The sequence below is a fragment of the Micrococcus sp. H39-S4 genome (assembly GCF_027158145.1).
Lineage (GTDB): Bacteria > Actinomycetota > Actinomycetes > Actinomycetales > Micrococcaceae > Micrococcus > Micrococcus luteus.
Map to the genome: position 1 here is coordinate 1 of NZ_JAPVLT010000001.1, position 20,619 is coordinate 20,619.

Sequence of the window (20,619 nt, forward strand, 5' to 3'; positions counted from 1 at the left end):
CCTGCCGGCCTCGCGCTCGTCGGGGATCCTCTCCCGGGTCAGCGCCACCTTCTCCGGATGGACGGCGGTGACCTGACACGAATCCAACGGCGTCACACTCATGCCACGACCATACACCTATGCAGATATCAGCAGCGGGAGCCACACACGAGAGGTCAGCAGGTTCTGTATGGTCAGCGCATGCTGACTATTGCTTCGCGGCTGGACGTGATGAACCGGCTGGGCCGGGCGATGGCCGACCCGACCCGCTCCCGCATCCTCATGACACTCCTCGAGGGCCCGAGCTACCCGGCGGTACTCGCCCGCGACCTAGGGCGTGTCTGAGAATGGATCCAGGGCCTTAGCCAAACCCTCGAAGCATTATCAGACACGCCCTAGGGCCAGGTAGTGCTGGAGATCGGCGATGGGCATTCCTGCCGTGCGCATGCGGGTGATGAAGACCAGGCGGCGGATGGCCGGCGAGTCATAGCGGCGGTGCCCGGCATCGTCTCGGGGGACGCTCACCATGCCGATGCGTCCGTAGTAGCGCAGCGTGTGGGCGGTGACGTTGAGGTGAGTGGCGGCCTCCGAGATGTCCCACCAGGTCGTCGGATCATCCCGAACGAGATCTTCCAATGCTTCCAGCGAGACGCCACCGGGAGGGTCCGTAGCCAGGCGCAGGGCTTGCTCCAGCTCTGGGTTCATGTCCGCGACGCTAGGGCTTCGCGTGCGCTCGAACGCAACACGTGCCCGGGTAGCACATCTAGGACCTAGGCTCTTGCCCGTGCTAGAGTCTCAAGCATCATGATCAGCCCGTTGCCGCAAGGCGCGGGCTGATTTTCTTTGTGTGGGAGAGACGCGTGGAGTACACGAAGAAGTGGTTGCCTCTCGAGGCGCAGGTAGAGCGGCTAGTTGTAGGAGGGCATGACGTTGTTGACTCGGGTCGGTGCCAGTGAGGCCGGAGGAGCGTCTCCGCAGGAGGTATGAGGCCGATGGTAGTTGTAGTGGTTCACCCACACCGCCAGGGCCTCACGCCGAGCTTGCTCTGAGGTGTAGGGGCGGGCGTAGATGACCTCATCGACCATCAGCCGGTTGTACCTCTCCACCTTCCCGTTGTGGCGCGGGGTGTAGGGCCGGATCCTGTGATGCCGGCCCCCAAGCGAGACGACCTTCATGGTGAACTCCGCGGCCCGATAATTGGCCCCGTTGTCCGTGATCACCCGGTCCACGGTGATGCCGTGCGCGGCGAAGAACGCCCTCGCCCGGCAGAAGAAGCTCACGGTCGTAGCTGCCCGCTCATCGGGCAAGGCTTCGGTGTAGGCCAGCCGGGTGAACCCGTCCACCGCCGAGTGCAGGTAGGTGTAGCCGACCCGGCGGCCAGGCCCGCGCTTGGCCGCTCGCGCGTTCTCGCAGTCCCGGCCGTGAGCACGCCAGCCTCCCCCGTCAGGGATGCGCCCGATTTTCTTCACGTCCAGGTGCACCATGTGCCCCGGGCCGCGGGCGGTGATCTTCTGTGGTCGTTGGCGCAGGTCCTCACCCGTGGGCGCGAGGTCTGGCAACCGGGAGATGCCCAGCCGGTGCAGCCACCTCCCCACCGTTCGGAGGCACAGCTGGTGGCCTTCGGAGACGAGGTGGTGATGGATGCGGCGGGCGGACCACTTCTGGTCCCGGCGCAGGGCCTCGATTTCGGCCAGGATCGCGATGTCGAGCTGGGCGGGGCAGTGGTGGGGCCGGCTCGAGCGGTCCTGCAGTCCTGCCTCGCCCTCGGCGCGGTAGCGGGCGACCCAGGTGGCCACCGTGGGCCGGCTCACCCGGAACTCGGCTGCCACGTGTGCCTGCGGGATCCCGTCGTGCAGGTGGCGGTGGACCATCCTGAGACGGCCGGTCGGGGTCAGGGGTGCGTTAGCGTGAGTCATGAGCGGGTCTCTTCTGGCAGGTGGGTTGTTGAGGAACTTCCATCCTGCGGCAGGGACCCGCTCGTCTCATCTCAGCCCGTACCCCGTGGCAAGAACCTCATGACCCACAACAGCTAGTCCAGCGCGGTCTGGAGGTCGATGACCTGACGCGGGCTCTCCGACTGCTCGAGTCCGTGGGCTACTACCGAGTAACCGGCTACCTGTACCCGTTCCTGGAGTCCGAGAAGCAGGTCGATGACCAAGGGCACACCAAGATCCGGGTGCTGAATAGGTACCAACCGGGCACAGCCCTGCATCATGCCGAGGAGATCATCGACTTCGATCGGCAACTGCGCATGCTGGTCATGGAGGGTGTGGAGCGCATCGAGGTAGCAGTGCGTATGCGCATCGGCTACGTGTTGGGGCGGACCTCACCGTTCGCGCACGAGAACCCCACCTGCTTCGACGACTCGTTCACGCGGGCGAACACTGACAGTCGTGACCCACGCCCCAGCAAGCAGGTGTTGTGGCTGGAGCGGGTCAAGCAACGCCGGGACGGCTCGGACGAACAGTTCGTCGCCCACTTCCGGCAGAAGTACGACGACCACATGCCGGTCTGGGCGTTGACCGAGCTGCTGGAGCTGGGACACCTGTCGAACCTCTACCAGGGCATGCTTCAGAAGGATGCCGAGGAAGTCGCCACGGCCTTTGGGATCCCCCAGAAGAAGATGATGGGCAGTTGGCTGGCCAGCTTGAACTACGTGCGCAACGTGGCCGCGCATCATGCTCGGCTCTTCAACCGCAAGCTCCAGAACGCCCCGTCCCGGCCGGCGGCAGGCATGGTGCCCCTCCTCGACCATCTGCGGGAACCCGCCGCCCCCAAAGGGGACTTCGGCACCTACAACGCCTTGGCGATCATCGCCTACATGCTGCGGCCCATCGAGGCGGAGCGGTCCTGGGCGCCGCGCCTGGCCGAGCTGTTCCGCACCTTCCCCACATCGCATGCCCTCTCAGTCCAATCGATGGGTGTTCCGGAAGACTGGCACACGCTTGACCTGTGGCGGGGGTGAACTTCGGACGCGAGCTGAGGCCTTGGTAGCGGGTCGCAGTCGGTGGCGTGCATCGCTTCCGAATCTCCTCCGGCGGCCCGGGAGCGGGCCCATCCGGTTACGGGACAGGCCGACCCGGCGCCCTGAGAGGCTGTCTCGGATTTCGTGAAGGATGAGGGCAGTGATGAACTGTTCGGCTGTCAAGCTGGGTATGCCAGAAGCGACCCCCTGTCCCTCAGGGGATGGTGGGGGCGTTGTCCTGGTGTGAGGGCGAGGTCCTGATCCTTCAGAGGCGGCATGGCGGTCCGTCGTGCGGGGGTCAGATCAGCGGTGCGGCGCTCACGGACAGGTTGGTGCCCACACCCGTGGCGTTGAGGTAGACGACGGTGGTGCCGTAGCCGGAGACCGTGATGGACCGGTAGAGGGAGATGGCCGTGACGGCGGTCGAGCTGGCGCCCGTGGACCCGGCGACGCTGTAGGGGGACTGCCCCGTGGTGCCGCAGGCCTCAGTGCGGTCCAGGCCGAGCCGGCAGGTACCGTCGGTGCGTCCTACGGATCCGTTGGCCGGGACGGCGAGGCCGTTGGTCGCGTTGTAGGTCTTCCCGTTGTTCAAGGCGATCCGGGAGGTGCCGCCGTTGCTGGTGGAGGAGACGGATCCGGTGCGCACCCCGCAGGCCGCGGCCTCGTCGCTGAGGCGGAAGTCGAAATCGAGGGCCACCTGCTTGTTGGACAGCCTGCCGAGCGTCTCGTTGGTGATGCGCAGGTAGGTCAGGGTGAACGCCGAGGCTGGGAGGGGCTTGCCTGCGGTGTACCCCGCGCAGGAGGAGGCGGCCATGGCGGGCGCGGCCGTCGATGCGGCCACGGCCGGCACGGCCCAGGCGAGGCCGGTGGCTACTGAACGGCGGGAGATTTCCATGAGGGGTACTCCAGTTAGGGCACACAAAAGAATTCAGGTGCACACGATTAGGTTCGTGAAAGCAGGAGTGTTCGGCTACGGCCGTCGGTGCATCTGAGACTGCCGGGGTGCCGGGGTGTGGTCAGACCACCTGTCTCCTCAGAGTTCAGGTATGTTAAATCTCATGCATGCATCGCCATTGGAGCCTCGGATGACCGCCGGTGTGGATCGGCCGGCGGATGGCAAGGTCGCCGTGGAGAGGGTGGATCGCCCCGGTCGTCGGGGAATGCGGCTGCTGGGGCCGGCCTTCGTGGCGGCGGTGGCCTATGTGGACCCCGGCAATGTGGCTGCGAACCTGACGGCGGGGGCCCAGTACGGGTACCTGCTGGTCTGGGTGCTGGTCGCAGCGAACCTGATGGCCATGCTCGTGCAGTACCTCTCGGCGAAGCTCGGGCTCGTCACCGGCCGCTCGCTTCCGGAGCTGCTGGGGCACCGGTTGCCGCGCGGGCGGCGTTTGGCGTACTGGGTGCAGGCGGAGATCGTGGCCGCCGCCACGGATCTGGCCGAGGTGATCGGAGGGGCCATTGCCCTGCACATCCTCTTCGGTATCCCCCTGCTGGCCGGCGGGGTGATCGTCGGGGTGGTCTCGATGATCCTGTTGGGTGTGCAGTCCCGGCGCGGGCAGCAGCCCTTCGAGTTCGTCGTCGTGGGCCTGCTGGCCGTGATCACCCTCGGGTTCGTCTCGGGACTGTTCTACGGGCCCATCTCCTGGGGTGAGGCCGTGGCGGGCATGGTCCCCCGGTTCGAGGGAACCCAGACGGTGCTCCTGGCGGCCGGCATGTTGGGGGCCACGGTGATGCCCCACGCGATCTATGTGCACTCAGCTCTGGCGCGTGACCGCCATCAGGGGGCCCACGCTCATCCGGGCACCCTTGGCAGGCTGCTGCGGGCCACCCGGTGGGATGTGGGGCTGTCGCTTCTGGTGGCAGGGTCGGTGAACATCGCGATGCTGCTGCTGGCGGCGGCCAATCTCTCCGGGGTCTCCGGGACGGACAGCATCGAAGGCGCCCACGCGGCGATCACGACCGCACTGGGGCCGGCGGTGGGCGTGCTCTTCGGCGTCGGCCTGTTGGCCTCCGGGCTGGCCTCCACCGCGGTGGGCTCCTATGCGGGGTCGGAGATCATGGGCGGGCTGCTGCGCTGGCGCATCCCTCAGATGCTGCGGCGGGTGCTCACGCTGATCCCCGCGCTGCTGGTCATCGCCTCCGGGGTGGACCCCACCTGGGCGCTCGTCCTCTCCCAGGTGCTGCTCAGTATCGGCATCCCCTTTGCCATGATCCCCCTGGTCCGACTGACCGGTGCCCGGGCCGTGATGGGCCGACACGCGAACTCCACGCCCCTGCAGACGGTGGCATGGGTGGTCGTGGCTCTGATCGTGGCCCTGAACGCCGTGCTGCTGTGGCTGACGTTGACCGGGCAGGGGTGAAGGAGGTCCCGCTATCGTGCAGGCCATGAGCCTCGACGAGATCACTCCGGTGGCCCAGGACTACCTCAAGGCGATCTGGTCCGCCACGGAGTGGGGAGACGCGCCGCTGAGCACGAAGAGCCTGGCCGCACGCATGGGCACCACCGCGCCCAACGTCACCGAGACGGTCAAGCGCCTGGCAGCCCAGGGCCTGGTCGAGTACCAGCCCTACAAGCCCGTGACCCTCACCGGGAAGGGATGCGAGCACGCGATCGCGATGGTCCGCCGGCACCGGCTGCTGGAAAGCTTCCTCGCCGCGAGCCTAGGCTACTCCTGGGACGAGGTCCACGCGGAAGCCGAACGACTCGAGCACGCCGCCTCCGACGAGCTGATCGAGCGGATCGATCAGATGCTGGGCCACCCCACGCACGATCCCCACGGCGACCCCATCCCCACTCCCGTAGGGCAGCGGGAGCGGCCGGCCCACGCGGTCCGCCTGGATGCAGCCGAGCCGGGGTTCTACCGGGTCCTACGCATCTCCGACGCCGACCCGCAGCGTCTGATCCGCTTCCAGCAGGCCGGAATCGTTCCCGACAGTGTCGTCGAGGTGGCCGAGGCCGGCCACTTCCGACTGCGCGTGGTCGCAGTCGGGCCCGTGGAACTCATCGAGACGGATGCGGCTGCCATCTGGCTGGTGCCGAGCTCGACTCGAGGATGAATCGTCCCCACCTTCATTGCGCAGCGGTGCCGCCCCGTCGAGAAGCAGGCTGTCCAAGGGGGTATACCCACTAGGCGCATGTGTCAGAGCCAGTTGGGTGCTGCTGGACAGAGGTGCCAGGGTGCGATCTTGCTTGACAGGGTTGCCCATCATCGCGCTCGACGGATTCGTCGATCCGGCCTTCTCCAACCGCGCGCTGGCTCGCTTACCCGTTGGGCTTGGCCTCGGATTCATGGACGTCATTCTGGAGTAGCGCGATGATCTGCTTTGCGGTTTCACTCCGGTGGTCCTGTGAGATGGGCCTGCTTCCGATCAGGTCGTTGACCCAGAGCCCGTCAGCAGCGAGCAGGGCGAGCGAGGTCATCTGGTCGCGCTCAGCTTCGTCTCGTTCGCTACGTCCGGTCCATCGGTCGATGAGGTCTTCCCAGATCGCCTTGTGCTGGGTGTGCTGGCTGTCGAGAATCATCTGGAACTCGGCGTGGGAGGCGGCTGTCGAACAAGTGAGTATGTAGGCGGTCAGGCGCTCCATCGGCGTTGCCTCAGCGGTCGGCTTTCCACAGGCGATCTCTAACTGCCGCTCCCAGCGATCAGCGAGTCTCTGGTGGATCGCAGCGATCAAGTCGTCTCGTGACGGGAAGTGGTAGATGATCCCGGCCCTGGTGATCCCTGCAGCGGCCGCGACAGAGTCAAACGTGACTGCTGTGATCCCGTCTTCCTCGATCACTTGGATCGCGGCGTCGAGGATCATGGTCTTCTTGCTCTCACGCACCATCATGCGCCCCTCCGATTGGTTCAGTGGTTTTCGGCGTACTCCATTGCCTCGCTGCCGCGCCCGTAAGCGCGGAGCAGCCGATTGGTCAGAGCGGCTCCACTAGCCAGCATGACAGCGAGGACGATCATCGTGACCAAATAGGCCGTGTCGTAGGCGGAGGTGGCGGCTGCGATCACGTCGAGATCTCCGTCGGCGATCCCGAGGGCATCGGCAATGCTCTCCCCCGCTGCGGCGGGAGTGCCATCCGGGAGTCGGACGACTGTGGCGTAGACGAAGGTCAGGAGGCTCCCGAGGAGTGCTACAGCCGAGAGGGAGCCCATCTCATAGGAGACTTCTTCGATCGAGGCCGCCATGCCGGCCTTTCGCGGAGGCGCGTTGCCCATAATGGCGGCGGAAGCGACGGCGAAGGTGCCGCCCAGGCCGAAGCCGGTCACGATGAAGCTGACGACCAGCAGGGGTAGTGATCCGTTCGCAGAGGCCAGCACGGCGAGAGCTAGTCCTAGGGCGGCGATGGCGAGGCTGCCGGAGATAATGATCCGCAGGCCCACGATGTGCAGGATCGCGGCCCCTAGGACACCTGAGGGCAGGGCGCCAAGCGCGCTGGCTGCGACTAGCAGGCCTGCTTGCAGGGGGGTGAAGCCCTCGACGAGCTGGAAGCGCTGTGTGGTCGCGAGCTGGGCGCCAGCGATGGTGAACATCGCGAAGAAGGCTGCCAGAGAGCCGCCAGCGAAGGCGCGGTTGCGGAAGATGGAGAACTCGATGAGTGGTTCTTCCAATCGGCCCTGGCGTCGCACGAAGAGGACGAACCCGATGACTGCTGACGCCAGCGCCCCTGCGATCAGAACCCAGTTCTGTGGAATATGGGCCAGTTCCTTGATGACGAGCACGGTGCCCACCAGCCCGACCATCGCATAGAGGGATGAGACGAGATCCCACTTCTTCGACGGATCGGGATGGTTGTGCGGCGCGATGATTGCGGTCGCCACAAGTGCGATGACAACAACGGGGACATTGATGAGGAAAACAGATCCCCACCAGAACCGTTCGAGAAGGGCGCCGCCGAGAATGGGTCCGAGCGCTGCCCCCGCGATCGACAGGCTCCCCCAGATGGCGATGGCAATGTTGCGCTCACGAGGATCGTTGAACGCGAGGCGGATCAGAGCAAGCGTGGCGGGCATCATCGCTGCGGCCCCCACAGCGAGGAGTGCCCTGGCGCCGATCAGGAAGGCAGGGGTGGGCGAGAATGCCGCTGCCAGTGATGCGGCACCGAAGATCCACAGGCCGACGACGAACATTCGGCGGTGGCCGATGCGATCGCCCAGTGTGCCTGCTCCCAAGAGGAGGCCAGCCATGACCAAGGGGTAGGCGTTGATGATCCACAGTGTCGAGGATCCGGACGCGCCGAGGTCTGCGGTCAACGTAGGCAAGGCGGTGTAGAGGATCGAATTGTCGAGGGTGATGAGTAGCAGGCCGGCACCCACGGTCATGAGCAGCCACCACCGCCGCGGCGATGATCCAACGTCGTTCACTGTTGTACCCCTGTCCTCTGCCTGTAGTCGCATCAACGAAACTATACTAACAGGTTAGTTAAGTAAACGTCAGCGCTCCGACAGTGGGATGCCCCACGATCCAGCGGGGTGGCCATTGCCCCATCCCGGCGTCAAGCCGGGTATACCCCTTTACACACCCCCCGGCCCTACGAGATCATCACGTCAGAGTGGGTTCAGTTCGGACCCGTTGGACACATCTGACGGAGGGTCTTAGACGTGGTTGGACAGACGGTGGCCTATGTGCGGGTGAGCTCGGCCGAGCAGAACCTGGATCGTCAGCTCGAGGCGGTGGGGGAGTGCGACCGGATCTTCGAAGACAAGATCTCCGGCAGCTCACGTGCGAAGCGCGCGGGCCTGGCCGAGCTGATCGGGTACGTGCGGGAGGGGGACCTGGTGAAGGTCGCCTCCATGGATCGCCTGGGCCGGGACACCCGGGACTTGTACGCGATCGTGGACGAGCTCACGGACAAGGGATGTGCGGTGCAATTCGTGTCCGAGCGGATCACCGTGGACAAGTCCGGCACCTCCCCGGTGGACGGGCTCATGCTGGGGATCCTGGCGGCGTTCGCTGAGTTCGAGCGCCGACGGATCAAGGAACGTCAGGCCGAGGGCATCGCCCTGGCCAAGGCCCGCGGCAAGTACGTGCAGGCCCCGAAGCTCTCGGGCGCGGACGTGGAGCAGGCACGCGTGATGATCGACATGGGCATCCCGAAGGCCGAGGTGGCGCGCACGTTCGGGGTCAGCCGGCAGACGCTCTACACGTCGTTGTCTCGTGGTGCTGGAGCTGAGGGGTGAGCCCGACCGCACGGGGTTGCGATTTTTTCGTTTGAAGTCTCATACTGCGTGCATGGAGACCAAGCCCAACGCCACGCGCACGGTGCTGCCGCCTGCAGACCTGGAGGAGATGCTCGATCTGAGCAGGTTCCTGGGGGCCCTGACGCAGCCGGCCGCGTTGCTCGGTCCGGACGGGCAGACTGTTCCCCTTCCCTTAGAGGCGTTCAACGTCCTGCGGGAGGTGGTCGAGGCCATGCAGGTGGGCAAGGCCATCACCGTGGCCCCGGTGGATCAGATGCTCACCACCCAGGAGGCGGCGAACTTCTTGGGCATCAGCCGCCCCACGCTCGTGAAGCTGCTCGAGGGCGGCGAGCTTGCCCATGAGCTGACCTCCGGTGGCCGCCACCGGCGGGTGCGCCTGCAGGATGTGGTGCAGTACCAAGAGGCCAAGCGTCGGGACCGCCGCGCCGCCCTGGAAGACCTGACCGGTTCGGCCTCCGAGGCGGGTCTCTACGACGAGGACGCGGATCGGTACCGGCAGGCTCTGCGTCAGGCCCGCCGCGACCTGGGGCGGCAGGCCCGGTAGTGGCCCGCTTCAGTGCCGTGCTCGATGCATGCGTGCTGGTGCCCATCGCGCAGGCGGACACCCTGCTCTACATGGCCGAGGCCGGCCTCTACCGGCCCTTGTGGAGTGAGCGGATCCTCGAGGAGACCATCCGTGCGTTGGAGACCATCCACCCGGACATGCGGGAGACCGGGGCGGCCCGACGCCGGGCCGCGGTGATGAACCAGGCCTTCGACGACGCGTGCGTGTAAGGGTGGGAGCAGCTCGTTGGGGCCATCGATCTTCCCGACCCGGATGATCGGCATGTGGTGGCCGCCGCGGTCCAGGGGCGGGCGGATCTGATCGTGACGGCCAACCTCAAGGACTTCCCTGCCGAGGTGCTCGGCCGGTTCAACCTGCAGGCCCAGGATCCGGACGAGTTCTTCATGAACCAGCTCGACCTGGACCCGGCCCAGGTGATGCGCTCTGTTCAGGTGCAGGCGGCGGCCACCCGTAATCCGCCTCTCACGGTGGCCGCCGTCCTGGCGAGCCTGGAGCGGTGCGGGGCGGGAATGTTCGCCGAGGCAGCCCGCGGCCAGACCTGGCGGCTGTAGAACGGGCGGGCGGAAGGAAGCTGCACGGGCATGTCGTCGCACGCGGACGCAGAAGGGGGCTATGTCATCCGACTGATGCCCCCGTTGGCTGGCCGGACGCCACCGTCCTAGCGTCGAGGTTTAGCTTGGACAGCGCTACTTCAGTCTTGGCAAGTTTTTATGCACCCCGACTTGAGTTGTAGCCGTGATCGAGCATCTGTGCTTTACTGTGTGAGTGGATCGAGCCGAAGAAGCAGCCCAGAGGGCGTTGCATACTGTCGTCAACGAGTGCGCCGAGAGCGGCCTGACCGATGCCTTGCGGGGGCTGGTGCAGGAGGTCTATACGACCAACCTTGACCGTTACGAGCCCGACGAGCTCGGTGACACCCCTAGGTCCTTCGGTTTTCAGTGCTACGAGAACCTGAAGGAGAGGGCGCCTCGTCGAGCTCACCATGATGTGCGCGAACATTCCGATGCGCATTGGCGTATCTCGGGGCTCCACGTGGCGACCCCAGGAGGCGTCCTCACCTTCGAGTTCGCGGGCGCACGCTTCGTAACGATGAAGGTTCCCTACGGGCAAGGGCGCAATCCGAACTGGGGTGGGGGCGTCGACTGGGCTCATCAAGATAGCCAGGTCAGGGCGGCAATCGCCGCAGAGAACTCCGAGGTTCTGCAGTATCGGACCCCTGCCGCCGGAGCTGCGTCGCTCTTCGCGCACCCAGGGTCGCCCGGAACTGTACAGAACTTCATGCTCCTGTGGGGCGGGGAAGCCAAGACTCCACTGACCGCGGGCTGGCTGGCCGTTCCCGTGCTCGGTGAGAGGCCCTTCATCGCCCACGAGAGGCTCTGGTGGGATGCCGACCGTGACGCGCAGGTCACGCAGACGCCCATGCCTGATCGTGGCCCGAACTTCGACGAGAGGCCCGCGGCAGCCCTCTCGATGGCTCTGAAGCAGCGGCCCCAGGAAGGTCAGGCGTGACCCGCATTTCACCTCTCTCGGCTGCGGGCACGGACTTCGATGGCACTCGGCTCACCGTGGCCAGGAGGCTGCGCCGAAAGACCAAGGCCACCCTCGCCCGAGAAGTAGGAGTCACCCCGACCGCCATCGCGCAGTTTGAGAAGAACCTCTCGAAGCCGACTCAAAGTGTCCTGGCCCGACTTTGCTTGCAGCTGGGCTTGCCTCGAGAATTCTTCGGCGCCGGACGACCTCTTGCGCTCTTGCCTGCGTCCGGGGCGCACTTCCGCTCGTTGCGCTCTACGTCCGCTACCTCCAGGGAGCAGGCGCTGGCCTACGGCGAGTTGTGCCTGGAGCTGGTTGATCTGATCGGTGCCTACGTCGATCTTCCCCCGGTGTCGCTGCCCGAGCTGGAGCTGCCCGAGGAGCTGACCGATGAGGCCATCGTTGAGGCGGCTCGGCTTACTCGTTCGACCTGGGGCATCGCGCCAGGTCCTCTGCCCTCAGTGGTCCAGACGCTGGAAGCCCACGGGATCATCGCGTTGCGCCTGCCGGTGGAGACGGACGCGGCTGTAGACGCGTTCTCGACGTACTCCGGAGCACGGCCACTGGTTTTTCTCTCCCCAACCAAGGATGACAAAGCGCGTAGCCGGTTCGACGCGGCCCATGAGTTGGGCCACCTGGTTCTGCACCCCGACACCGAACCGGGGTCGAAGCTAGTGGAGCAGCAGGCCCACCAGTTCGCCGCTGAGTTCCTCATGCCTCGAGACGAGATCATTGAAGACCTGCCCCGGCGCATTAACTGGCCGGCGTTCCATGAGCTCAAGCGCCACTGGGGGGTCAGTCTGCGTGCCCTGGTTTACCGTGCCCACTCACTGGGACGGCTCTCCGAGGCCTCGTACAGGCGCGCCAATCAGCAACTATCCGCCTGGGGGCATCCGGAGCCCGGGCCCCTTGGCCCGGCGGAATCGCCACAGGTGCTCGGGATTGCTCGTCAGTTGATCACCGATGGCGGATACGACTTCGAGGGCATCATGGCCGCTGGCCGTATCGCTCCCGAGGTGGCCGAAGCGGTCATGGATGCCGCCTCGACCGTCCGACCGAAGCTGCGGTTCGTCATCTGACACGGTCCGATCTCTGCCACCAGTGCCGGTGCTTCTACGCCTTCTCCATATGGCGCGCTGCTACGAAGTCAGCTGGGCATAACGGGCGAAGAGTAGCTCCTGACGCTCCAGCTCGGTGCGGCACCGGCGGGGTGCTCCCATGATCTTGTCCATCACCGCGTCCAGCCCGTCGTGGGCCTTGACCAGGGCCGGGTCCATGCCCAGCGGGGCGTAGTGCTGGGCAAGGGACCGCCTGGGATGTAGGGCTCGGGCTTCGAGGACCTTCTCGGCGGCGCGGGCCAGGGCGGCGCGGTCCTTGTCGGTCAGGGCGGGCAGGGGGAAGCCGTTCCAGGTGATTGTGCTGGAGAAGGACAGGTCGGACTTCATGCGTCCTCCGACGGTCTTCATCCAGGTGATGAACATCGAGGAGGAGGCCACAGCGAACACGATGCCATCGGGGTCCAGGGCGCCGTAGACCTTGTTGGAGATGATGACGTCGGGTTCGAAGTGAGCCACGGGCAGGTAGGCGCGTGCTTCGCTGCTGACCTCGGGGATACCGACGAACGGCACGTCGGAGACGAGGCCCCGCTGACGGAACAGGTGGGGGAAACGTGCCCAGTCCCGGGTGGAGGCGGCCTTGGACTTGGCCCGTTCGGCGGCGACACCCTCGAGGCGGCGCTTGAGCTCGGGGGAGTGGGAGGGCGCATCCGGGTCCATGTCGGCCAGCCAGAGGCACCAGCGCTGCTGGCCGCGGATCAACTCGACCGCGCCGACGTAAGGGCGCACGTAGGGGGCCATGACCGGATCGGCCATCACGGCCTGGTACTGCTCTGCGGTGACCACGAGGTTGCCGGCATCGGCAGGCTTGGATCCGTAGGTGACCTCCGGAAGGTCGGGGGCGAGGGGGGTGCTTCGCTTGTCCACGAGGACGTTGGGTCCGTCCACGAGGTAGGCGTTGATGGTCTTCACCCCGGGCACCTCGCGGGCCTCGCCTCGTGCATGCTCGTACTTGAACAGGCGCGCCTTGGTGCCGGGGTCGCGGGTGAAGCCGATGATCACGCAGTGCACCGCGGCCTTGCCGGGGGCCTGGGAGTCCCACGCGAAGGTGCGGTGGGCGAACTTGATGCGCCAGCCGGCGGCGAAGATCGGGGCGAACAGGCGGGCGGGCTGGTCGCCCTGGACGATGGAGTTCGTGGTCACGAACGCCCACTCCCCATCCCGCTCGGCCAGGAGACGCAGGGTAAGCGCGTGCCAGGAGGTCACGAAGTCCAAGCGCGAGAGCTGCTTGCCTTCACCCCAGGCCGCCTGCATCAGCGCCAGCTGGGCAGCCGTGCGGGTGTGGTCACCCAGGAACGGGGGGTTGCCGAACACGAACGTGCGCCCGGCCGGTTTCGGCAGTGCCTGAGACCAGTCGAGGGTCAGCGCGTCGTGCTGGTAGATCGTTGCGGTGATCTTGATCGGCAGACGCACCGGGGCCTGGCCGAGCGCGGCGGCCAGCTGCCGGTTGGCCTGGTGGTCCACGAGGAACATGGCGGTCTCGGCGATCTTGGCCGGCCACCAGTTGATCTCGATTCCGTAGAACCGGTCGATGTGGATCCGCTGATCCAAGCTCACGTCTAGGGAGAGGTCCTGAGATCCGGTGCGGCGGCGCTGGTCGGCCAGCAGGTCCGTCTCGATCTCGCGCAGCTTGGCGTAGGCCAGGTTCAAGAAGTTGCCGGCCCCGCAGGCCGGGTCGACGTAGATGTTGGCGGCCATCTCCTCGATCAGGCCGATCACCTCACGCCGGGTGGTGGTCTTGTTCTGGATGAGTCGGTCCGCTCGGGCGCGGTACTCGTCCAGGAAGAGCGGGCCGATGGTCTTGAGGATGTTCTCCTCGGAGGTGTAGTGCTCTCCGTCCCCGCGGCGGGCCTGCTTGGACTTGACCAGTTGGAACATGGAGCCGAATACGGCCGGGGAGATCTGGGTCCACCGGAACCGGCAGGCGGCCACGAGCGCGTCCCGGAAGTCGTTGGTGAGGAAGCCGGCCGTGGAGGTGCCGTCGAAGATGCCGCCGTTGACGTAGGGGAAGCGGGCCAGAGAGTCCGGCACGCCGCGGCGCCGGTTCTCTGGGGTGTTGAGCACGCGGAAGAGCGCGTCGAGCTGGGGGCCGAGGTTGTCGGCGGTGGTGTCCCACTCCACCCAACGCTGGAACAGGTCGGCCTCCCACAGGCCGGCGTCGTCTCCGTAGAGCAGGAACAGCAGCCGGGTGAGCAGGATCGAGGCCTGCTGGGTGGCGAACTCCTCCTCTTCGGCGTCCTCGGGGGCCTCCTCGCCCACGGGTACGTCCACCTCGTCCCCGACGAGGGCGGTGAACATGGAGGCCATCAGCTGCGCGGCCGCGATGGAGGCCTCTTGTTCCTCGGTCTTGGTCACGGTGTCCCGGCCGGCCAAAAACATCAGCTCGTCCACGTGATCGGCGGCGTCCTGCACCGCGAACTCGGACACCCAGCCGGCCTCGCCCAGACGTTCGACACGGATGCGGGCGAAGTCGGTGACCAGCACGTACTTGGGCCACTCGTGCTGACCGATGGATCCGCCAGCCAGGTAGTCCAGGGCCTGGTCGTGGGCGACGTCGAGGTCAGAGCCCAGGGACTTGGCCTCGCCCAGGGCGACACCGGACCAGAAGAAGTCGATGTAGCCGGCCCCACCGGTGGAGGCGCGCGCGGCCCCGCGCTCGAACAGGTCGATGCGCTCGGGGATCACCTCGAAGGTGCGCAGCAGGTCGGACCAGAACTGCTGGGCGAAGGACTTCTCCGTGTGGGTTTGTCCATCGGCGCGCCAGCGGGCGATGCGTTGACCCCAGGCATGTCCGAAGTCGTCCAGGGCTGCGCGGATGACGCCGCGATCTGCAAGTTGCTCCACAGGCACAACGTACACGGGGCCCTGCCGTTCTAAACCTAAGAATCGGGGCCGAGAGGGTCAGCTGGAAACGGGCGGTTTCTCTACGTGGGTGTCGATGAGGAAGCCGGCGATGGCGAACCCCGCGTTGACCGCGAGCTTGGCATGGCGAGGTGCCGGCCCCACAGAGCGCTTGCCTCGACCGTGGGCGTCGCTGAGGGCATTCCTCATCGCGGCCAGTCCTCCAACAAGCGTTGCCGCCCCACTGAGGATCTGCTTGATGATCTGTTCGCTGTGCTGATCCGGTGCCACCTGCATCGCACTTGAGGTGGCCTTGTAGAGCCGAGCGAGATCCCACCCGTCTTCGTACTTCACTCCGCGTTCATCGCAGATGTGCTTGCACACGCTCTCGATGGTGGTGCGGGTCGCGGTGATAGCTCCGTCGGGGTCGTCCTGGACTTTGGTCAGCGCGGCCTGCCAGGACCTGTTGACGGCCTCCCAGTCCTCGAGCTTCTGCAGGGACTCCTGTGCTGCGTGCGCGCCGGGGGTGCCGGCGGAGAGGAGCATGCCCCGTAGCCGGGTGAGCTCCCCTTCAGGGGGGCGGCCGTTTTTGAACTCGCCGTCGTAGGAACACAACTCCAGTAGCACGGCGCGTTGTTGAGGCAGCGGAAGAGAATGCAACCCGGTCTGGAAGATCTGCCATCGGGAGGGGCTCCCGTTCCACCGATAGGGGCCCAGCATGTCGGTGTAACGAGCGAAGAAGTCATGGAGATGGGGGCCGCTGAAGCCTGTCTCCTTGGCGAAGAGCGAGGTGGCTAGAGAATCGATCCGGAACGGCAAAAGCGTTGGAGAGGTAGAGGCCATATACGCTCCTAGGGCGTGTCTGACAAACAGTCTAGGGGCCCACTGGCACCTTGGAAGGCATGTCCCGTTTCCAGATGCTCTCCGATGCCCAGTGGGAGCTGATCGCCCCGATGCTGCCTACTCACACGGGCCGGCCCGGCAGGCCCTTCTCGGATGCGCGGATGATGATCGAGGCCATCATCTACCGGTACCGGTGCGGGATCGCCTAGCGCGATCTGCCCAAGGTCTTCTGGCCGCGGCAGAGAAGTGTGGACCTGGTATCGACGCATGGCCGAAGAAGGCACCTGGGATCGGGTGCTTCAGATGCTGATCGCCGCAGCGGACGCGGGCGGTGCTCGCGTAATCCAAACGATTGTCAGACACGCCCTAGTGGCTGTGCTCACCCTCCTGGCCACCATCGTGCTCAGCTGGGTCGGTCTGGGAAGTTAGGCAGCCGCCGACGCCTGAAACGCCGGTAGCGTCGGCCGCGCGGGACACGAGGTACCCCTAACGACCAGCAACTGGGCTCATGTTGGGGACCTTGGCGGCATCCTAAGGCGCCCCCCCTGAAGAGGGTCGCCTTGTGCACCACCACAACGCTGACCGTGACGCGGTACTGACCTGACAGGTCCCATCGGTGCCCGGGGTCTGCCATGAGTTTGCTTGACACGAGTTATCAGGCGGCGGCAGCCGCCTGGACTGATTGAACCATCTCGAACTCGACAGGGGTGAGCTTCCTGAGACGGGCCTGCCTACGACGGCGGTGATAGGTCCGCTCGATCCAGCTCACGATCGCGAGCCGGAGCTGGTCGAAGGACTGCCAGCGACGCCGGTTCAGCACGTTCTTCTGCAACAGCGCGAAGAAGGATTCCATTGCCGCGTTGTCCCCAGCAGCACCGACCCTGCCCATCGACCCGACCAGGCCGTTGACCCGGAGCGTCTCCACGAACCGCCTGGCTCGAAATTGCGATCCTCGGTCCGAATGCACCCGGCAACCCTGCACCTCGGCCTTGCCTCCACGCCGGGCCAGAGCCATCTGCAGGGCGTCCACGGCCAGCTGCGAGCTCATCCGCCGATTGATCGAGTAGCCCACGATCCGGTTCGAGAACACGTCCTTGACCGCGCAGAGATAGAGCTTGGAATCCCCGGCCCAATGCTCTGAGATGTCCGTGAGCCACAGCTGGTTCGGCTTCTCAGCGCGGAACTCACGACGAACCAGATCATCATGAACGGCAGGGCCAGGACGCTTGCCCGAGCCGCGACGGATCGAGTGGCAGCAGCGGACCTTCACGAGCCGACAGGCCTTCAACACCTGATGGTCCGACACGGCCAGGCCACGGCCGCGGAGCTCATCAGCCAGGAACCGGTATCCGAACTCCGGGTCATCGGCATGGGCATCGAGGACGGCGTTGGCGGCATGCGCGTCGGACCATTCCCGCTCGCTGACAGGTTCGGCCAGCCACTGGTAGTAGGCCTGACGGGAGAACCCGAGGACCCGGCAGGAGAGTTTCACGGGAATCCCGTCGCGGGCCAGGTCCTTCACGACGGGATAGGTCATTTTGGGGACTGACCCAATTTCAGGTTCGCCTGGGACAGATACGCGGCCGCACGCCGTAGGACCTCGTTCTCCATCTCCAACTCGCGGTTGCGGCGCTTGAGAGCCTTCAGCTCCTCGTTCTCAGCCTTGGTGATGCCGGGCCGGATCCCGGCCTCGACATCATCCTGGGCCAGCCAGCGCCGTAGGCAGGACTCGGCGATGCCGAAGTCCTTCGCGACCTGCGCGATCGGCATCTGACCCTTACGGGCGATCGCGACCACGTCCTGGCGGAACTCTCGGGGGTATGCAGCGGGCATGGGGTCATCCTTCCAGCAGTCCCTCCCGGGACCACAGATCAGATGTCAACCAAACTCACGGCAGACCCCTCTCCTCCGGACGCAGATCGTCCGACTGTTCCGTGCGTGGCTAACATGCGACCATGGTTGAATCCTCTTCGTTCGTGCCGCCGAAGCTCTCCGTGCAGCCTGACGTTCGCGTTCTCGGCGCCCGCGAAAACAATCTGCAGGATGTCGACCTCACGGTGCCGCGCGATGCAACGGTCGTCTTCACCGGTGTGTCCGGCTCGGGAAAGTCCTCGCTGGCGTTCGGGACGCTGTACGCCGAGTCTCAGCGACGCTATCTGGAATCGGTCGCACCGTACGCCCGCCGCCTGATCGATCAGGCGGGAGTGCCCGATGTCGACTCGATCACGGGGATGCCGCCGGCGGTCGCCCTGCAGCAGCAGCGGGGTTCCGGGAACGCCCGATCGACCGTGGGCAGCATCACCACATTGTCGAGCTTGGTACGAATGCTGTACTCCAGGGCCGGGGACTACCCGGAGGGACAGCCGATGCTGTATGCGGAGGACTTCTCCGCGAACACGGTCCAAGGGGCCTGCTCGGAATGCCACGGCATCGGCCGCGTGTATGAGGTGAACGAGCAGCAGATGGTCCCTGACCCCTCGCTCACCATCCGCGAACGCGCCATCGCTTCCTGGCCGACCGCGTGGCACGGCCATCAGCTGCGCGACGTGCTGGTCGCTCTCGGTTACGACGTCGATGTGCCGTGGCGGGACCTTCCGAAGAAGGACCGGGACTGGATCCTGTATACCGATGAGACCCCCTTCGTACCGGTCCACTCCCGGCTCACGCTCTCCGAGTCCAAAGCTGCGATCGAAGCAGGCGTGGAGCCGAGCTACTCGGGCACATTCGTCGGGGCTCGCCGGTACATCCTGGACACGTTCGCGAACACGAAGAGCGCCTCGATGAAACGGCGCGTCGCGCAGTTCCTCACCGCTGCGATCTGCCCGACCTGCAATGGCAAACGGCTGAAGCCCGAGGCGCTGTCTGTCACGTTCGAAGGATTCGACATCGCCGAATTCTCCCAACTGCCGCTCCGGGAACTTGCCACGATCCTCTCGGGAGTCGTCGCACGCGAGGAGGACCACGAGGCCGCCTCTTCCGATGTGCGACCCACCGCAAGCCGAACACCAGAGAAGCGTGCTGCCGCGGTCCAGCTCGCGTCAGGGGTGCTGCAACGGCTTCGTCCACTGGTCGATCTGGGACTGGGCTACTTGTCATTGAGTCGGACGACGCCAACGCTGTCGGGCGGCGAGCTGCAGCGACTCCGGCTCGCGACGCAGCTCAGCTCTGATCTCTTCGGGGTCGTCTACGTCCTCGACGAACCATCGGCGGGGCTGCATCCGCAGGACGTGGCGGCGCTCCTCGAGATTTTGGATGGACTTAAGGGGCGAGGGAACAGCCTGTTCATCGTCGAACACTCCGTGGCTGTGATGCGGCACGCGGACTGGCTGGTCGACATTGGCCCCGGTGCCGGTGAACACGGCGGCCGCGTGCTCTACAGCGGCCCGCCCGACGGTCTCGCCGGTGTCACGGAGTCCGTGACACGCGGATACCTCTTCGGCGGCCGCGGTCTCCCTCTTCGCACACCCCGTGAGGCACGCAGTTGGCTGCGCCTGGAGAACGTGACGCGGAACAACCTGCACGACCTCACCGTCGATATCCCTCTGGGTGTCTTCACCGCGGTGACGGGCGTGTCCGGGTCCGGCAAGTCGAGTCTGGTCAGCCAGGCCCTTCCGTCGCTGCTCGGCGATCGCCTTGGCCTGGCTGCCCGGGCCGATGACGAGCCGGTCAGCGACGAGTCACTCCTCGCGGATGCGCCGGAACATCTCGAGGGGCGCGTCGCCGGGCCCGTCACCGGTGTACAGCGGCTGGTCGTCATCGACCAGCGGCCCATCGGCCGGACCCCGCGGTCGAACGTCGCCACCTATACCGGGCTGTTCGATCACGTGCGTCGTCGATTCGCAGACACCCCGGAAGCTCGTTCCCGTGGGTACAAGCCTGGCCGATTCTCCTTCAATGTCGCCGGCGGGCGCTGCCCGACCTGCGAGGGCGAGGGATCGGTGATGGTCGAGCTCCTCTTCCTGCCTTCCGTGTACACCGAATGCCCCGACTGCCACGGCACGCGATACAAGGCATCAACGCTCGAGGTCACGTGGCGGGGGCGCACGATCGCCGACGTGTTGTCGATGAGCGTCGAGGAGGCGAACCTGTTCTTCGTGGGGGATGAGGAGATCACTCGATCGCTGGCAGCCTTGTCGGACGTGGGACTCGAGTACCTCCGGCTGGGTCAACCGGCAACCGAGCTCTCCGGGGGTGAGGCGCAGCGTGTCAAGCTCGCAACCGAGTTGCAGCGCGCGCAGCGCGGAGACACGCTGTACGTCTTGGACGAGCCGACGTCCGGGCTCCACTGCGCCGACACGGATCGTCTCGTCGCGCACCTGCAGACGCTGGTCGATGCGGGCAACACGGTCGTCGCGGCGGAGCTGGACATGCGCGTTGTCGCGGTGGCCGATCACGTGATCGATCTTGGACCCGGCGCGGGCGACGCCGGTGGGACCGTGGTTGCAGCTGGTACGCCCGCCCACGTTGCGGATCAGGGCGTCGGTGCTTCCGCGGGCTACCTCGCCGCCGCACTGCAGGCAGCCACCAACGTGACCCCGTCGTGACGAGCGTGCCGCTGTGCGATATGAGAATCGCACAGCGGCACG

General features: G+C 66.0%; 17 protein-coding genes and 3 pseudogenes. 12 read left to right on the forward strand and 8 right to left on the reverse strand.

Going from position 1 to position 20,619, the window contains the following annotated elements; genetic code table 11:
- Positions 1–180: 180 nt before the first annotated feature.
- Positions 181–312 (forward strand): annotated as a pseudogene (locus O3T09_RS00005) (ArsR family transcriptional regulator); the annotation flags it as partial.
- Positions 313–363: 51 nt separating this feature from the next.
- Here O3T09_RS00005 and O3T09_RS00010 read toward each other — a convergent pair.
- Together O3T09_RS00010 and O3T09_RS00015 are read right to left on the reverse strand one after the other, a co-directional pair.
- On the reverse strand, positions 364–684 hold the full coding sequence (locus tag O3T09_RS00010) for a MerR family transcriptional regulator (protein ID WP_081339293.1): 321 nt from the start codon (positions 682–684) through the stop codon (positions 364–366).
- A 203-nt stretch (positions 685–887) separates the two neighbouring features.
- Complete coding sequence (locus O3T09_RS00015) at positions 888–1,895, reverse strand: IS481 family transposase (RefSeq protein WP_101966231.1); 1,008 nt, start codon at positions 1,893–1,895, stop codon at positions 888–890.
- Positions 1,896–2,068: 173 nt separating this feature from the next.
- On the opposite strand from O3T09_RS00015, the gene O3T09_RS00020 reads away from it, so the two are divergent.
- Positions 2,069–2,944 carry an Abi family protein gene (locus O3T09_RS00020; RefSeq protein ID WP_223247520.1) on the forward strand — a complete coding sequence of 292 codons (876 nt, stop codon included), beginning with the start codon at positions 2,069–2,071 and terminating at the stop codon, positions 2,942–2,944.
- A gap of 298 nt (positions 2,945–3,242) precedes the next feature.
- Here O3T09_RS00020 and O3T09_RS00025 read toward each other — a convergent pair whose 3' ends face one another.
- Positions 3,243–3,839, reverse strand: a complete 597-nt coding sequence (locus O3T09_RS00025) for a hypothetical protein (RefSeq protein WP_036317467.1) — start codon at positions 3,837–3,839, stop codon at positions 3,243–3,245.
- 190 nt (positions 3,840–4,029) lie between these two features.
- Here O3T09_RS00025 and O3T09_RS00030 point away from each other — a divergent pair, with 190 nt between their 5' ends.
- Positions 4,030–5,304 carry an Nramp family divalent metal transporter gene (locus O3T09_RS00030; RefSeq protein ID WP_080694935.1) on the forward strand — a complete coding sequence of 425 codons (1,275 nt, stop codon included), beginning with the start codon at positions 4,030–4,032 and terminating at the stop codon, positions 5,302–5,304.
- A 25-nt stretch (positions 5,305–5,329) separates the two neighbouring features.
- Entirely contained in the window at positions 5,330–6,001 is a 672-nt protein-coding gene (locus O3T09_RS00035) for a metal-dependent transcriptional regulator (RefSeq protein ID WP_036317499.1), read from the forward strand.
- 205 nt (positions 6,002–6,206) lie between these two features.
- Here the strand turns inward: O3T09_RS00035 and O3T09_RS00040 are convergent, their stop codons facing one another.
- Together O3T09_RS00040 and O3T09_RS00045 are read right to left on the reverse strand one after the other, a co-directional pair.
- Positions 6,207–6,776 carry a TetR/AcrR family transcriptional regulator gene (locus O3T09_RS00040; RefSeq protein ID WP_083325249.1) on the reverse strand — a complete coding sequence of 190 codons (570 nt, stop codon included), beginning with the start codon at positions 6,774–6,776 and terminating at the stop codon, positions 6,207–6,209.
- A gap of 17 nt (positions 6,777–6,793) precedes the next feature.
- A complete protein-coding gene (locus tag O3T09_RS00045) occupies positions 6,794–8,260 on the reverse strand; it encodes an MFS transporter (RefSeq protein WP_269295252.1) in 1,467 nt (488 codons plus the stop codon).
- 279 nt (positions 8,261–8,539) lie between these two features.
- Here O3T09_RS00045 and O3T09_RS00050 point away from each other — a divergent pair, with 279 nt between their 5' ends.
- The 6 genes from O3T09_RS00050 (at position 8,540) to O3T09_RS00075 (ending at position 12,313) form a co-directional block, all read left to right on the forward strand.
- Complete coding sequence (locus O3T09_RS00050) at positions 8,540–9,118, forward strand: recombinase family protein (RefSeq protein WP_036313342.1); 579 nt, start codon at positions 8,540–8,542, stop codon at positions 9,116–9,118.
- Between the two features lie 52 nt (positions 9,119–9,170).
- Positions 9,171–9,683, forward strand: a complete 513-nt coding sequence (locus O3T09_RS00055; RefSeq protein WP_036313340.1) for a helix-turn-helix domain-containing protein — start codon at positions 9,171–9,173, stop codon at positions 9,681–9,683.
- Entirely contained in the window at positions 9,683–9,913 is a 231-nt protein-coding gene (locus O3T09_RS00060; protein ID WP_222427465.1) for a PIN domain-containing protein, read from the forward strand. Before O3T09_RS00055 ends, O3T09_RS00060 begins: the two co-directional genes overlap by 1 nt.
- Before the next feature lie 54 nt (positions 9,914–9,967).
- Positions 9,968–10,255 carry a hypothetical protein gene (locus O3T09_RS00065; RefSeq protein WP_020628419.1) on the forward strand — a complete coding sequence of 96 codons (288 nt, stop codon included), beginning with the start codon at positions 9,968–9,970 and terminating at the stop codon, positions 10,253–10,255.
- A 214-nt stretch (positions 10,256–10,469) separates the two neighbouring features.
- On the forward strand, positions 10,470–11,213 hold the full coding sequence (locus O3T09_RS00070) for a hypothetical protein (RefSeq protein WP_129867028.1): 744 nt from the start codon (positions 10,470–10,472) through the stop codon (positions 11,211–11,213).
- Entirely contained in the window at positions 11,210–12,313 is a 1,104-nt protein-coding gene (locus O3T09_RS00075) for an XRE family transcriptional regulator (protein ID WP_051995340.1), read from the forward strand. Before O3T09_RS00070 ends, O3T09_RS00075 begins: the two co-directional genes overlap by 4 nt.
- Positions 12,314–12,373: 60 nt before the next feature.
- Here O3T09_RS00075 and O3T09_RS00080 read toward each other — a convergent pair whose 3' ends face one another.
- Together O3T09_RS00080 and O3T09_RS00085 are read right to left on the reverse strand one after the other, a co-directional pair.
- Positions 12,374–15,193, reverse strand: coding sequence for a DNA methyltransferase (locus tag O3T09_RS00080; RefSeq protein ID WP_269295253.1), 2,820 nt, complete (start codon positions 15,191–15,193; stop codon positions 12,374–12,376).
- 57 nt (positions 15,194–15,250) lie between these two features.
- On the reverse strand, positions 15,251–16,033 hold the full coding sequence (locus tag O3T09_RS00085) for an abortive infection family protein (RefSeq protein ID WP_036314019.1): 783 nt from the start codon (positions 16,031–16,033) through the stop codon (positions 15,251–15,253).
- 59 nt (positions 16,034–16,092) lie between these two features.
- Between O3T09_RS00085 and O3T09_RS11865 the strand changes: the two are divergent.
- A pseudogene (locus tag O3T09_RS11865) lies at positions 16,093–16,189 on the forward strand (IS5/IS1182 family transposase); the annotation flags it as partial.
- A 499-nt stretch (positions 16,190–16,688) separates the two neighbouring features.
- Here the strand turns inward: O3T09_RS11865 and O3T09_RS00095 are convergent.
- Positions 16,689–17,866 (reverse strand): annotated as a pseudogene (locus O3T09_RS00095) (IS3 family transposase).
- Between the two features lie 122 nt (positions 17,867–17,988).
- Between O3T09_RS00095 and O3T09_RS00100 the strand changes: the two are divergent.
- On the forward strand, positions 17,989–20,577 hold the full coding sequence (locus O3T09_RS00100) for an excinuclease ABC subunit UvrA (RefSeq protein ID WP_036314023.1): 2,589 nt from the start codon (positions 17,989–17,991) through the stop codon (positions 20,575–20,577).
- Positions 20,578–20,619 lie beyond the last annotated feature (42 nt).